This window comes from Pseudomonas sp. EB271-G4-1 (genome assembly GCF_058791355.1).
In genome coordinates, this window is sequence record NZ_JBYTEO010000048.1 from 26,709 (window position 1) to 41,187 (window position 14,479).

At 59.3% G+C, this 14,479-nt stretch carries 13 protein-coding genes; 5 read left to right on the top strand and 8 right to left on the bottom strand.

All coding sequences use genetic code 11. The features are described 5' to 3' along the window. The first annotated feature begins 189 nt into the window (after window positions 1–189). Window positions 190–1,629 (top strand): PAAR domain-containing protein, encoded by a 1,440-nt coding sequence (locus tag AC3WWR_RS21880; protein ID WP_225441862.1) that lies wholly within the window; start codon window positions 190–192, stop codon window positions 1,627–1,629. Then, window positions 1,626–2,243: a hypothetical protein gene (locus tag AC3WWR_RS21885; protein ID WP_432668708.1), complete on the top strand. Its 618-nt coding sequence runs from the start codon at window positions 1,626–1,628 to the stop codon at window positions 2,241–2,243. The genes AC3WWR_RS21880 and AC3WWR_RS21885 overlap by 4 nt, the downstream gene beginning before the upstream one ends. A gap of 588 nt (window positions 2,244–2,831) precedes the next feature. Here the strand turns inward: AC3WWR_RS21885 and ilvD are convergent. The 3 genes from ilvD to AC3WWR_RS21900 form a co-directional block, all read right to left on the bottom strand. After that, window positions 2,832–4,673 (bottom strand): dihydroxy-acid dehydratase, encoded by a 1,842-nt coding sequence (gene ilvD, locus AC3WWR_RS21890; RefSeq protein ID WP_020797344.1) that lies wholly within the window; start codon window positions 4,671–4,673, stop codon window positions 2,832–2,834. A gap of 373 nt (window positions 4,674–5,046) precedes the next feature. Beyond that, window positions 5,047–5,505 (bottom strand): REP-associated tyrosine transposase, encoded by a 459-nt coding sequence (locus AC3WWR_RS21895; RefSeq protein ID WP_432668706.1) that lies wholly within the window; start codon window positions 5,503–5,505, stop codon window positions 5,047–5,049. A gap of 202 nt (window positions 5,506–5,707) precedes the next feature. Then, the gene (locus AC3WWR_RS21900; RefSeq protein WP_008065056.1) at window positions 5,708–6,904 is read right to left on the bottom strand and encodes a class I SAM-dependent rRNA methyltransferase; all 1,197 of its coding nucleotides are present in this window, start codon (window positions 6,902–6,904) and stop codon (window positions 5,708–5,710) included. A 231-nt stretch (window positions 6,905–7,135) separates the two neighbouring features. On the opposite strand from AC3WWR_RS21900, the gene AC3WWR_RS21905 reads away from it, so the two are divergent. Both AC3WWR_RS21905 and mutM read left to right on the top strand, forming a co-directional pair. Beyond that, window positions 7,136–7,951 (top strand): HDOD domain-containing protein, encoded by an 816-nt coding sequence (locus AC3WWR_RS21905; protein ID WP_177326139.1) that lies wholly within the window; start codon window positions 7,136–7,138, stop codon window positions 7,949–7,951. A 42-nt stretch (window positions 7,952–7,993) separates the two neighbouring features. After that, on the top strand, window positions 7,994–8,806 hold the full coding sequence (gene mutM / locus AC3WWR_RS21910; RefSeq protein WP_020797347.1) for a bifunctional DNA-formamidopyrimidine glycosylase/DNA-(apurinic or apyrimidinic site) lyase: 813 nt from the start codon (window positions 7,994–7,996) through the stop codon (window positions 8,804–8,806). 78 nt (window positions 8,807–8,884) lie between these two features. Here the strand turns inward: mutM and AC3WWR_RS21915 are convergent, their stop codons facing one another. From AC3WWR_RS21915 to AC3WWR_RS21935, 5 genes are all read right to left on the bottom strand, one after another. Then, window positions 8,885–9,136 (bottom strand): YfhL family 4Fe-4S dicluster ferredoxin, encoded by a 252-nt coding sequence (locus AC3WWR_RS21915; protein WP_003195146.1) that lies wholly within the window; start codon window positions 9,134–9,136, stop codon window positions 8,885–8,887. 172 nt (window positions 9,137–9,308) lie between these two features. After that, entirely contained in the window at window positions 9,309–9,788 is a 480-nt protein-coding gene (gene coaD / locus AC3WWR_RS21920; RefSeq protein WP_008065062.1) for a pantetheine-phosphate adenylyltransferase, read from the bottom strand. A 115-nt stretch (window positions 9,789–9,903) separates the two neighbouring features. Then, window positions 9,904–11,499, bottom strand: coding sequence for a GMC family oxidoreductase (locus AC3WWR_RS21925; RefSeq protein ID WP_033043047.1), 1,596 nt, complete (start codon window positions 11,497–11,499; stop codon window positions 9,904–9,906). Window positions 11,500–11,627: 128 nt separating this feature from the next. Continuing rightward, window positions 11,628–12,173, bottom strand: coding sequence for a hypothetical protein (locus AC3WWR_RS21930; protein ID WP_020797349.1), 546 nt, complete (start codon window positions 12,171–12,173; stop codon window positions 11,628–11,630). A gap of 28 nt (window positions 12,174–12,201) precedes the next feature. Continuing rightward, window positions 12,202–13,632, bottom strand: a complete 1,431-nt coding sequence (locus AC3WWR_RS21935) for a coniferyl aldehyde dehydrogenase (RefSeq protein WP_151143688.1) — start codon at window positions 13,630–13,632, stop codon at window positions 12,202–12,204. Window positions 13,633–13,778: 146 nt separating this feature from the next. Between AC3WWR_RS21935 and AC3WWR_RS21940 the strand changes: the two genes are divergently transcribed. Beyond that, window positions 13,779–14,447 (top strand): TetR/AcrR family transcriptional regulator, encoded by a 669-nt coding sequence (locus tag AC3WWR_RS21940; protein WP_020797351.1) that lies wholly within the window; start codon window positions 13,779–13,781, stop codon window positions 14,445–14,447. Window positions 14,448–14,479 lie beyond the last annotated feature (32 nt).

Below are 14,479 nucleotides of genomic sequence, written 5' to 3' on the forward strand. Positions count from 1 at the left end.
CACGCAGAGCGTGGGAACGATCAGCCCCGCACCTGGCGGGGCATTCCCTCGCATTATCTCCAGCATACCGACGACCACATCCTGCCCCATTTCAGAAATGCCCTACATCAATCAAAGAAGCGTCTGATTCTTCCTCCACTTCGACTCTTCTAGCTTTCGTCCTTTCGATCTGACAAGGACACATTTCGCATGAAGCGCTACCACATCACAGTCGGGGCCAAAACCACCGTCGGCGGCACAGTCGTAAGCGGTTGGCATCGAGGCAGCATCTTGGGCCAGAACTTGGCCCGCGAAGGCGATCAAGTCAAATGCCCGGAATGCGACAGTACCGGGACAATCATCTGCGTCGGCCCACGCCTGTCGGAGGAGTGGGAAGGACGCAAGCCCGCACTGGACGGCGACCTGTGCAAGTGCAAGTGCGATCCATCGCCCAAGCTGATTGCCAATCAGACCATCAGATGCCAAACGATCGAAAGCAGCGGCATTGCGTCGCCTGCCCGAGCCGCGGCTCAACCCGCGAAGCCGGTCGAAGCCCGCCAGCCGACAGCAGAACCGAGCCCCTCCAGCATCCGTCCTGCAACGAGCTACGGCGAACAGACGGGACAGGTCTGCCAGAACCTTTGGCGCAGCTACCAGCAAAGAGCCGAAGCGATCGTGGCACCGGGCGGGATCCTTATCGCCGATCCAAAAGCGCGCAATCGCGCGATCAATGCGGCCTACGCCCGATTGTGGCTGGAGGATCAGCGTTTCCAATGGGCTGGACTTGCTGCGTTCGCCTCCAAGCAGGTGGGTTGTGGGTTGTTGCATGCGGCTCAATCAGTCGAGAGGATTCAGAATCAATACGAAGCGGGAAAGCGCATGGTTGGCAGCGCCCAGCGTCGTTGGAAAATCTTTGGAATTGAATTGTTCGGCAAGACTGACAAACAGTTGCAACGTGACTACGAGCTATCCCGCAGCAATAACCCGATACCGAGCGTTGACTGGCGCACCGACAGAGAATCATTGTCGCTAGTACAGGGGCAACTCGAGTACGTGCATGACATGCTGGCGCTGGGCAATACCACGCTGTTTCTGGATGTTTTTCCGTTGCATGTTTTTTACAAAGAGCGAGGGTTGTTGGCGCTCAAGACATGCCTCGCTTCACGGAAGAACATATTTGGGCATGTTCAACAACCTGTGTTGTGGCCGATCGAGCAGGAAAAGCTGGAGTTTGGCACTTACCATGAGGAAATACTGCAAGCCTTCGCGGCCATTGAGGCTGGCAACATTGCCGAAAGTGTTGTTTTTCTAGCCGAACATGAACAGAAGAACATCCTGCAACCATCGATGTACAGCGATGTGCAATTGGTACATTTGCTACGTGGCAACCATTTCTCCTACGTCACGAACCTCCCCTCTGGTGCTGCGGCAGCGGTCGAGCTGACACTGGCCAGCCAGTGCCGTCCCAGCGAAGACGGGCGCACCGTGGGCTTCAGCAATGATTACTTTGCCAACCTGGCCGATATCCATCAGCGCATGCCCTTCGTACTCAAGGCCGCGGAGCAATTTGATGAGCTTCTACGGCGCTCTGATCGCCAACTGATCGAACAGGCGATTCTCGATATAGCCGCAGGCCGGGGCGTGCGATGAATCTACTGCGACGCATGAAATGGCGACGGAAGGTTTTGGCCATTGCAGTCGCGGCTCTATTGACAATGGCGGTTATGCGAGCGCTATCGGATGACCCGGAAATTGCGCTAGTGATCGGCGAACCTTGGGAAGCCATGCGCCTGCGCTCCAGCGCGGCCATTGATCCGGCTTTTCCAGGGTACTCCTGGTTCAACACTCCCAAGTCCGACGCACGCCTGCGTTTTATCGACGATCAATTCGGATTTTTGACCCCGCTGGCTCGCTTTTTCACGGTTAGTTTCGATCGTGATGGGTTAGTCAGAAGTCTGCGCATGTCCCCGCAAATCGAGCCGCTGTTACTCGACGATACCCTCAAAGTCGTGCTGGATTTGCAGGCGCAATGGCGCCACGGTGGCTGGATACCCATTCGGGTCGGTGACGACCCACCCTTTGCTGACACTCCCGAATGGCGGGCCCGATTACGAGACGTGAACAAAGGCGGCACGTCTACCTGGCAAGCGGGTAATCAGTATCAGGTGATGTTGGGGGTCAATCGCTTTAGAGACGACAAGCGTCCCACAGAGGAGCGTTATCTCATCAAGCTACAAGTTGCCAGGCCGTGGGTAAATCCTTGACTCGCGCATCGAGGAACTCAGGAAGGCGGAAACCTATCAGGTCGAGACTTTATTCAGCTCGATGATTATTTAATGGAGTAAATATACGTGGTGTTACGTATCCTTTGGCCAGTTATGTATCTAATCGGAGGTGTCTTGCCTGCTTTTGGATTGGCCCTGCTAAGTTCGTACTTAATGATGTTTGGTGAAGCCTTCGGTATAATAATAAGCATACTTGCCTGGTCGGGAACTACGGGGCTTGCTCTAGCTGCGCTGAATAGACCTAGTACTACGGTGTATTACCGCAGACGCATTATATCGTTAATGCTAATAATGGGGCTGATAGCTATCTCCATCCCGCTAATAGGTTCACTGACCCATCCCGGTAGTAGTATCTGGTTTAACGTGGCATTGATTAGCCCGACATTACTGGCGCTCCTCTATCTGGGAGAGATGTTGCGGACTTCTAACTCTTGCGATTGACGACCCTGGCTTTTGACCCGGTTCTGAATATGCCTTCGGGAATACACTAGTAAATTAAGCACTAAATAGACGCCGCAAAAAAATACCCCGCACATGGCGGGGTATTTTTCGTTCAACGCTTAAGCCTTACAGCCCATCAAGCATCGCCTTGTTACGCACAGCACCCTTGTCGGCACTGGTCGCCAGCAGGGCATAAGCCTTCAACGCCGTGGTCACTTTACGTGGACGCACTTCAACCGGTTTCCAGCCTTTCTTGTCCTGCTCGACGCGGCGCGCGGCCAGTTCTTCATCGCTGACCAACAGGTTGATCGAGCGGTTTGGAATGTCGATCAGCACTTTGTCGCCGTCCTGCACCAGGCCGATCGCGCCGCCGGCAGCCGCTTCAGGCGATGCGTGGCCGATGGACAGGCCCGAGGTGCCGCCGGAGAAACGGCCGTCGGTGAGCAGGGCGCAGGCTTTGCCCAGGCCTTTGGATTTCAGGTACGACGTCGGGTAGAGCATTTCCTGCATGCCCGGGCCGCCTTTCGGGCCTTCGTAGCGAATGATGACGATGTCGCCTTCCTTCACTTCGTCAGCGAGGATGCCGCGTACGGCACTGTCCTGGCTTTCGAAGATCTTCGCGTTGCCTTCGAACACGTGGATCGACTCGTCGACGCCAGCGGTTTTCACCACGCAGCCGTCCAGGGCGATGTTGCCGTACAGCACGGCCAGGCCGCCTTCTTGCGAGTAGGCGTGCTCGACGCTGCGGATGCAGCCGTTTTCACGGTCGTCGTCCAGGGTGTCCCAACGGGTCGATTGGCTGAACGCGGTTTGCGTCGGGATGCCAGCAGGACCCGCCTTGAAGAAGTGATGCACGGCTTCGTCGTTGGTCTGGGTGATGTCCCACTTGGCGATGGCTTCTTCCATGCTGCGGCTGTGCACGGTCGGCAGCTGGGTGTGCAGCAGGCCGCCACGGGCCAGCGAGCCGAGGATGCTGAAGATCCCGCCCGCACGGTGCACGTCTTCCATGTGGTACTTCTGGATGTTCGGCGCGACCTTGCACAGTTGCGGCACGTGACGGGACAGGCGGTCGATGTCGCGCAGGTCGAAATCGATCTCGGCTTCCTGGGCAGCGGCCAGCAAGTGCAGGATGGTGTTGGTGGAACCGCCCATGGCGATGTCCAGCGTCATGGCGTTTTCGAACGCCTGGAAGTTGGCGATGTTGCGCGGCAACACCGACTCATCGTTCTCGCCGTAGTAACGCTTGCACAGCTCGACGATGGTGCGGCCGGCCTGCAGGAACAACTGCTCGCGGTCGCTGTGGGTGGCCAGGGTCGAACCGTTGCCCGGCAGTGCCAGGCCCAGGGCTTCGACCAGGCAGTTCATCGAGTTGGCGGTGAACATGCCGGAGCACGAACCGCAGGTAGGGCAGGCGCTACGCTCGTACTCGGCAACCTTCTCGTCAGAAGCGCTGGAGTCGGCGGCGATCACCATGGCGTCGACCAGGTCGAGACCGTGGCTGGCCAGTTTGGTCTTGCCGGCTTCCATCGGGCCGCCGGACACGAAGATCACCGGGATGTTCAGGCGCAGGGAGGCCATCAACATGCCAGGGGTGATCTTGTCGCAGTTCGAGATGCAGACGATGGCGTCAGCGCAGTGGGCATTGACCATGTACTCGACGGAGTCGGCGATGATCTCGCGGCTCGGCAGCGAATACAGCATGCCGTCGTGGCCCATGGCGATGCCGTCGTCGACGGCGATGGTGTTGAATTCTTTTGCCACGCCGCCAGCGCGTTCGATTTCGCGGGCGACCAGTTGCCCCAGATCTTTCAGGTGCACGTGGCCCGGCACGAACTGGGTAAATGAGTTGGCAATGGCGATGATCGGTTTTTTGAAGTCGTCATCTTTCATCCCCGTTGCGCGCCACAGTGCGCGGGCGCCGGCCATGTTGCGGCCGTGGGTGGATGTTTTCGAGCGGTAATCAGGCATGAAGCACTCCGGGCGGCTAATCAGGTATCAAAAGGGAAGTGAGCTTCTATTGACGTCTGGAACACTCAGAAATGGCCGGGTGTCCGGAAGTTGCCGATAACTTTGCGGGATCGCCGCGCGCTTCAGCTTGAGCTCATAAACCCGCCGGGGATGACTGGCGATGAATGTCGCGATTCTACACGGCTGGCGGCTGGAGGGAATGCCTGCACGTATGCAGTCAGCATCCACAAGACGCACGGACAGCCCCTTGTAGGAGCGAGCATGCTCGCGAAAAACCTGAGAGCGCAGCCGGGTGTCAGGTTTCCAGCGTTATCGTTGACGATCATCGCGAGCAATCGAGCGTCGACCGGCTGCTCCTACAGGGAGGCGTGTTTCATAGCCAGATGGCGTCCCATAGCGGGTAGTCGCCTATATGAGTTACATAACCAACTCGCAAAGGGTTGGCGATGATGTATCGGGCTGCTGCTTTCAGATCTTCCTCGCGACGCAGGGCTCGGCCGAAATAGCCCTTCTGCCATACAGGGGCACAATGGCCTCGCTTTTGACTAAGGAGTCGTGTGCAGCGGGATTTGGTGGTTTGCATCAGTTTAGGTAAATCACCGTTATGCAATTCAACCAGCCAGTGGAAGTGATCCGGCATGACTACCCAGGCGATAAACGTGATATAGCCGGCTTCCTGGGCACTTCTAAATTCGTGCACCAACAAGCGGCCAGTGCGCCAATCCTGGAACACAGGCTGTCGTTCATGGGTGACGGCGCTCAGGTGATAGATGCGGCCGGATTGTGGGTGACGGCCTTTGCGTAATCGATGGGCTTTGGTCGTATCGGACATTCCGTTGTCCTCTTCGATGATGTGAAGAGAAAGCGGTAGGCGAGGGGTGAGCGGTTGTCGTTTCGACAGTGGATCAGGATGTGTCCTGCACCTGTAGGAGCGAGCCTGCTCGCGATGAGCTCGAGAACGCCGCGGGGCGCCAGGCTTCCCGCGTTATCGTTGACGACCATCGCGAGCGTGCTCGCTCCTACAGGAGATGGCGTTAGCTGTTTGGCAGCAACCGGCAGGTGATGCTCTTGATGTAGCGGGTTTCCGGGATGGCCGGGTGCACCGGATGATCCGGGCCTTGGCCGCCACGCTCGAGCATCTGGATATTACGATCCAGGTGGCGGGCGCTGGTCAGCAGGATGTTCTGCAGGTCGTCTTCCGGCAGGTGCATCGAGCAGGAGGCGCTGAACAGGATGCCGTCCTTGGTGAGCAGGCGCATGGCTTGTTCGTTCAGGCGGCGGTAGGCGCCTTCGCCGTTCTTCATGTCTTTCTTGCGTTTGATGAAGGCAGGCGGGTCGGCCACGATCACATCGAAGCGCTCTTCGCTGGCCTTGAGCTCTTTCAGGGCTTCGAACACGTCGCCTTCGATGCAGGTCATTTTCTCGGCGAAGCCATTCAGCGCGGCGTTGCGCTCGACACCGTCGAGGGCGAAGGCCGAGGCGTCGACGCAGAACACTTCACTGGCGCCGAATGCAGCCGCTTGAACGCCCCAGCCGCCAATGTAGCTGTACAGGTCGAGCACGCGCTTGCCCTTGGCGTATGGCGCCAGGCGTGCGCGGTTCATGCGGTGGTCGTAGAACCAACCGGTTTTCTGGCCCTGGATAACCGGCGCTTCGAATTTCACCCCGTTCTCTTCCAGCGCAACCCATTCCGGCACCAGGCCGAACACGGTTTCGACATAGCGGTTGAGGCCTTCGGCATCACGGGCGGCGGAGTCGTTCTTGAACAGGATGCCGCTTGGCTTGAGCACTTGGGTCAGCGCTGCGATCACGTCGTCTTTATGGGCTTCCATGGTCGCCGAGGCGATCTGCACCACCAGGATGTCGCCGAAACGGTCGACCACCAGGCCTGGCAGCAGGTCGGAATCACCGTAGACCAGGCGATAGAACGGCTTGTCGAACAGGCGATCGCGCAGCGACAGGGCCACATTCAGGCGATGCACCAGCAGTGACTTGTCGAGTGGCAACTTGATGTCGCGCGACAGCAGGCGCGCACAGATCAGGTTGTTCGGGCTCATGGCGACGATGCCCAGTGGCTTGCCGCCAGCGGCTTCGAGGATCGCCTGGTCGCCGGCCTTGAAACCGTGCAAAGGTGTAGCGGCTACATCGATTTCGTTGCTGTAGACCCACAAGTGGCCGTTGCGCAGGCGACGGTCGGCGTTGGCTTTGAGGCGCAGGCTAGGCAGGGACATGACGTCGCTCCGGAAAAAAGAGCGGGAGTATACCGTGTTGCGCAAGCCCACGGCGCGGTGGGTGGACATGCGGTGAGTCAGGCCTGGACCAGATGAAACTGCAATCGGCGCACTGGCCCAGGTGTCGGATCCAATCCAGAAAAGTTAGAATCCGCGCCTGACCCAGAGTGTGTACCTATGTCCCAAGAGCTTACCGCCGAACAAATCCAGCAATCCTTGCAAGGCATCAGTGTGCCGGCCCAACCGCAGATCATGGTGGATCTGCAGATGGAGCAGTACATGCCCGACCCGGATCTGGATGTGATCGCGAAGCTGATTTCCCAGGACCCGGGCCTCTCTGGCTCCCTGCTGAAAATCGTCAACTCGCCGTATTACGGCCTGAGCAACAAGATTGCCTCGATCCAGCGCGCGGTGAATCTGCTGGGCAGCCGTTCGATCATCAACTTGATCAATGCTCAGTCGATCAAGGGCGAGATGAACGATGACACCATCGTTACCTTGAACCGGTTCTGGGATACTGCCCAGGACGTGGCGATGACCTGCCTGACCCTGGCCAAGCGCATTGGCGCCCAGGCCGGCGATGAAGCCTATGCCCTGGGACTGTTCCACGACTGCGGCGTGCCGTTGATGCTGCAGCGGTTCCCAAACTATATGAGCGTGCTGGAACAGGCCTATGCCAACGCCGGCCCCGAATGCCGGGTGGTGGACACCGAGAACCAGGCGTTCAACACCAACCATGCAGTGGTCGGGTACTACACGGCCAAATCCTGGCGCCTGCCTGATCACGTGTCTGCCGCGATCGCCAATCATCACAATGCCCTGGCGATATTCAGCGACGAGTCGTCGCGCAACAGCGCCCTGAAAAACCTGTTGGCGATCCTGAAAATGGCCGAGCACATTTGTGCGTCCTACCGGGTGCTGGGCAGCCAGCCCGAAGACCACGAGTGGAACAGCATCGGGCATTTGGTGCTCGATTACGTGGGCCTATCGGATTACGATTTCGAAACCCTCAAGCAAACGATTCGCGACCTCGGCACTCACCGCTGAACGGCGAACCTCTTCTCACCGAGCGCCTGATCCGAGAGCACCATGCCTGAACTCCCAGAAGTCGAAACCACCCGCCGCGGGATTGCGCCGCACCTGGAAGGCCAGCGTGTCAGTCGGGTGATCGTGCGCGATCGCCGTCTGCGCTGGCCAATCCCCGAAGACCTCGATGTGCGCTTGTCCGGCCAGCGCATCGTACTGGTGGAGCGGCGCGCCAAATACCTTTTGATCAATGCCGAGGTCGGTACCTTGATCAGCCATTTGGGGATGTCGGGGAATTTGCGCCTGGTCGAAGCCGGCCTGCCGGCGGCCAAGCATGAGCATGTGGATATCGAGCTGGAATCGGGCCTGGCCTTGCGCTACACCGACCCGCGACGGTTCGGTGCGATGCTGTGGAGCCTCGATCCGCTCAACCATGAGCTGCTGATTCGCCTGGGGCCGGAGCCATTGACCGACCTGTTCGATGGCGAGCGGCTGTTCCAGCAGTCCCGCGGGCGATCGATGGCAGTCAAGCCGTTCATCATGGACAACGCGGTGGTGGTCGGCGTTGGCAATATCTATGCGACCGAAGCGCTGTTCGCCGCCGGTATCGACCCGCGTCGCGAAGCCAAGAGTATTTCCCGGGCGCGGTACTTGAAACTGGCGATCGAGATCAAGCGCATCCTGGCGGCTGCCATCGAGCGCGGGGGCACCACATTGCGCGACTTTATCGGCGGGGACGGGCAGCCGGGCTACTTCCAGCAGGAGTTGTTCGTGTACGGTCGCGGCGGTGAGCACTGCAAAGTCTGTGGCACGGGCCTGCGGGAAGTGAAACTCGGGCAGCGCGCCAGTGTGTTCTGCCCGCGGTGTCAGACCTGAAAAGCAAAAGATCGCAGCCTTCGGCAGCTCCTACAGGGGAATGCGATCTCTGTAGGAGCTGCCGAAGGCTGCGATCTTTCAAGCCTTCCCGGTAATCTTGCGGTACTTCTCCATCAACTGCTCTTCAGTCTCTGGATGGGCTTCGTCCAGAGGAATGCAATCCACCGGGCAGACCTGCTGGCACTGCGGTTCGTCGTAGTGGCCGACACACTGAGTGCACAGGTTCGGGTCGATCACATAGATTTCTTCGCCTTGGGAAATGGCGGCGTTGGGGCACTCGGGTTCGCAGACGTCGCAGTTGATGCAATCGTCGGTGATGATCAGGGACATGCTAACTCCAGCCGGGGCGGCAGGCCCGGGCGCAATAAATCAATGCGCTAATTGTGCCGCATTGGCGTCTGCGGTGCACGCAACTACGACGTACTGCAGGAGCCGGCTTGCTGGCGAAGGCGGTGCATCAGGTGCACCGCGTTGTCAGCAAGCCGGCTCCTACGGATCAGGATTATTTCTTGAAGCGCTGTGTGAGGGCGTCCGCCACTATCGGGTGTACGAACTTGGTGATATCACCGCCCAAGGCTGCGATTTCACGAACCAGCGTCGAGGAAATGAACGAATAACGCTCGGATGGGGTAAGGAACAGGCTTTCCACATCCGGGGCCAGCTGGCGGTTCATGTTGGCCAGCTGGAATTCGTATTCGAAGTCCGACACTGCGCGCAAGCCACGCAGGAACACATTGGCGTTCGTCTCTTTGGCAAAATGCGCCAGTAGCGTCGAGAAACCGACCACTTCAACGTTCGGCAGATGTTTGGTGACTTCGCGGGCCAGCTCCACACGCTGTTCCAGGGGAAACAGCGGGTTTTTCTTCGGGCTGGCGGCGACAGCAATGATCACGTGATCGAACAGGCGCGAGGCGCGTTCGACCAGATCGCCATGGCCCTTGGTAATAGGGTCGAAGGTACCTGGGTACAACACTCGGTTCATCGCGTCGTCCTGGCGGGAGTGCGTTGGGGATTCGGATGGTATCGCAGCCTAACCGGTCGGCCAAGTCGCCTGTTGGGTAAGAAAGCACTATAGACGATGGAAATAATCGTCTTTTTCACGGGTTTTTTAAACGTTCAGCCAAGGAAGTCGCCAGTTGCGCCGTCAGCCCATAGACCGACAACTGCGGGTTTGCGCCAATGCTGGTGGGGAAGAGCGAACCATCATGGATCGACAAATTACCCAGTTGATGATGCCGGCCAAGGCTATCGGTGACCGCATTTTTCGGGTCTTCGCCCATGCTGCATCCGCCCATCACATGGGCGCTGCCCAAGCGCGTGCGATACAACGCCAGATTGAGCCCGTCGATCAGCGTGCGCGCTTCGCCCAAGGTTTTAACGTAGCGAGCATCGGCGTGCATGGGCATCACGGCCTTGGCGCCCCCGGCGAACTGGATCTCGGCCATGCTGTGGAAGGCCCGGCGCAAGCCGTCCCAGACGTAGGGTGAAATCTGGTAGTCGAGCACTGGTGTAGCGTCACCGCGCAGTTGTACGCTGCCACCGGGACTGTCCGGGTGGAATCCGTCGCGCAGCAACGCCAGCATGGCGTGAGTGTGCGGCAGGTCAGCCATGTGCCGGGCATTTTCCTGGCCGAAGCCACCCAGCAGGGTGGCGGCCAGCGCCGGGTGCAGCGGCGGAACCTCCAGTTTGTAGCCAATCTTGCCGGTGGTGCCATCCTGCCATTGGAAATGGTCGGAATAGATCGACTGTGGCGCGCCATAGAACGGGTTGATGACTTCGTCGAACAAGCCGGCGGACATGTTCACCAGATGCAGAAAGGTGCGTGTGCCCAGCCGCTTGTGCGGGTCGGGCGCGTCGGAGCGCAGCAGCAGCGCCGGGCTGTTGATTCCGCCGCCGGCCAATACGTAATGCTTGGCCTTGACCCTGATACTGCGTCCGGTGGGCTCGACACAGCGCTCGTCCATCGCTACGCAGTGCAGTCCGGTGACGGTCTCGCCACTGATGATGAGTTTTTCCGCGCGGGCCAGATAAAGCAGCTCGCCGCCGTTTTCCAGGGTGGCCGGAATGGTCGTGACCATCATCGATTGCTTGGCGTTGGTCGGGCAGCCCATGCCGCAGTAGCCGAGGTTCCAGCAGCCGCGCACATTGCGCGGGATCACATGCCAGTTGTAACCGAGCTTTTCGCAGCCCTTGCGGATCACTTCGTTGTTCGCGTTGGGCGGGACCATCCACGGGGCGACGCCCAGGCGCTGTTCCATTTTTTCGAACCAGGGCGCCATTTCAGCAGGGGAGTGGCCCTTCACGTTGTGTTCCTTGGCCCAGTGTTCCAGGGTTGGCTCTGGCGTGCGGAAGCTGGAGGTCCAGTTGATCAGCGTGGTGCCGCCCACCGCCCGGCCCTGGAGGATGGTGATTGCGCCATCCTTGCTCATGCGACCGATGCCTTCCTGGTAGAGGCTGGCGTAGGCCTGGTCTTCGAGCAACTTGAAGTCGCTGCTGGTCTTGAGTGGGCCTTCCTCGATCAGCAGCACTTTGTAGCCGGCCGCACTGAGGATTTCGGCCGTGGTCCCTCCACCGGCACCGCTGCCGATGATCGCCACATCCGCTTCGAGGGTCAGGTCCTGGGTCAGTTGCGAGCCATCATGGGTTTTCCAGCCACGGGCCATGCCTTCGCGGAACGGGTCGGGTACGGGCATCTTCGGGTTCTCTTTTTATTGTTGGATGAAGTGGTGAAGCAGCTGGCGCCTTCGCGAGCAGGCTCGCTCCCACATGGGTACGCGATCTCTGTGGGAGCGAGCCTGCTCGCGAAAGCGTCGACGCGGTCTCAAACCGCTGGTGGCCCCGGATACCCGCAATGCGCCCATGACTCCTTGCGCCCATACCAGGCCATCATCACCAGTTGCAGCAATGAACTGTGACCCATGCGCAGCAGGCTCAACGAGCTGTTTTCCCAGCGATCGAGGAAGCGCCGGATATCCTCGGCACTGGCGTTTTCCCAGCTACCCCAGATCCCGGTCAGCGGCCCGCGGGTCACGGCCATGCCCAGCACATCGAACAATTGTCGAGTGAGCTTGAGCATTTCCGGAGACAGGTGGTCGAGGTTGTAATCGAGGCTTTTCAGGGTGCCCTCGACAGCCTCCGGCATGTTCGCGGCCGTGACTGCACCGTCGAGCATCACTGGGACAAGGGCGCGCAAAAACAGCAGGTCGCTACTGCGCAGTGCCGTGAAGCCACTGGCAGGCGCGCTCGATGAGCAGCCGCTGAGGCTGGCCCCCAACCCGGCAGTGGCAAGAAAGGCGCTGGCGCCGAGGCTGAATTTGAGCAGGCCGCGCCGTGACAGCGCGGGTGTTTCGGACAGGCTTGGGTGCATTATTGTTATTACCCGGCGGTAGCTATCGTTAGCGAATAAACAGCTTCTGGATCAGTTTCTGAATGGCTTTGCCATAGGGCGGATAGATCAGCTTCGCCGCGTTGAAGCGCTGCTTGACCAGCACACCCTTGGCCTTGCTGAAGGTCAGGAAGCCTTCGTGCCCGTGGTAATGGCCCATGCCCGAAGGACCGATACCGCCGAACGGCATGTCATCCTGGGCCACGTGCAGCAGGGTGTCGTTGAGGCAGACGCCTCCGGAATGGGTCTCGTTTAGCACACGGTTTTGCTCGCGCTTGTCGTAGCCAAAGTAGTACAGCGCCAGTGGGCGAGGCCGCTGGTTGATATAAGCAAAGGCCTGGTCCAGATGCTTGTACGGAACGATCGGCAACAGTGGGCCGAAGATTTCGTCCTGCATCACCGTCATCTCATCGTTGACGTTGAGCAGCAGGCTATGCGCCATGCGACGGCCCTGGCCTTGCTCGAACACTGGAATCAGCAGAGCACCCTTGCTGGTGGCATCGCTGACATAGCCCTTGAGTCGCGCCAGTTGTCGGTCATTGATGATCGCGGTGTAGTCCGGGTTGTCGGCGAGGGTCGGATAAAAACCGCGAACCGCCTGTCGATAGGCCTCCACGAACGCGCCGACACGATCTTCCGGCACCAGCACGTAATCCGGGGCCACGCAGGTCTGGCCGGCATTGAGGGTCTTGCCGAAAGCGATGCGTTCAGCGGCATCCTTGAGCGGTACGTCATGGGAAACAATGGCCGGGGACTTGCCGCCCAGTTCCAGGGTGACCGGCGTCAGGTTTTCCGCCGCCGCGCGCATCACGTGTTTGCCAATGCTGGTGGCGCCGGTGAACAGCAGGTGATCGAAGGGCAGGCGTGAAAACGCCACGCCGATATCGGCTTCGCCCAGCACCACGCAAACCAGGTCTTCGGGGAAGATTCGCGCGAACAACGCCTTGATCAGCAAACCGGTGGCCGGGGTCGATTCGCTGAGTTTGAGCATCACCCGGTTACCTGCCGATAAGGCGCCGACCAAAGGCCCGACGGCCAGGTACAACGGATAGTTCCACGGCACGATGACCCCGACCACGCCCAGTGGCTGGTAGACCACCTTCGCAGAAGCCGGCTGAAACGCGACACCGACCTTGCGCCGCGACGCGCGCATCCAGCCCTTGAGGTGGCGGCGGGCGTGGTGAATGCCGTGCAGGCTGGGCATCAGTTCGGCGAGCAAGGTTTCATCGGCACTGCGGTTGCTGAAATCCTGGCTGATCGCATCGATCAAGGCCTGGCGTTCGTTGTCCAGCAAATCACGTAGCGCCTTGAGCCATTGCTGGCGCTGGGCCGCGGGCGGCATCGGGTTGGCAGCATAGGCCGCGCGCTGTGCGTCGAACAGGGTCTGAAGCTCTTGCAGGGGCTGCTGGAGATTTTGCAGGTAGGAAATGTCAGCAGTCATGGTCGGCTCCGGATTTGTTGTAGTGAGAGCATTTCTAGAGTCTATACTCTAAAAAGTCAAATACCATCCTCGGCACCGCTTTGTTTTATCGCTCGCGGATAGGCCGTAAGATGCCCCTCATCGCACTCTGAATTTAAGCTCAAGCCATGGCCCCAAGGATAAAAACCAGCGAGCGCATCGTGCAGAACAGCCTGGAGCTGTTCAACCAGCAGGGCGAGCGCAGCATCAGCACCAACCACATCGCCGCCCACATGGAGATTTCTCCGGGCAACCTGTACTACCACTTTCCTAACAAGCAGGCGATCATCGCCGTGCTGTTCGGTGAGTATGAGAGTCTGGTAGACAGCTTCCTGCGTCCGCCACAGGGGCGCGCCGCCACGGTGGAAGACAAGCGTTTCTACCTCAAGGAGCTGTTGTCAGCCATGTGGCGCTACCGGTTCCTGCACCGGGACCTGGAGCACTTGCTCGACAGTGACCCGGAACTGGCGGCCCGCTACCGGCGCTTTTCCCAGCGCTGCGTGATTCAGGGCGCCGCCATCTACGAAGGTTTTGTTGCCGCCGGCATCCTGAAGATGGATCGGGTGCAGATCGAGTCCCTGACGATCAATGCCTGGATCATCCTCACCTCCTGGGTGCGTTTTTTGTGCACCACGCGGGAAAACTCCAGCCACCTCAGCGAACAAGCCATCAAGCGCGGCGTGTACCAGGTATTGGTGCTGGAGGCGGGTTTCGTCACGGATCAGGCTCGCGACGCGGTCGATGCGCTGTTTGAAGAGTTTTACGTGCCGTTGGCCCAGGCATTGGAAGAAGTATGAAATAACGAATGCTGCAGGATCGAAAACAGCCC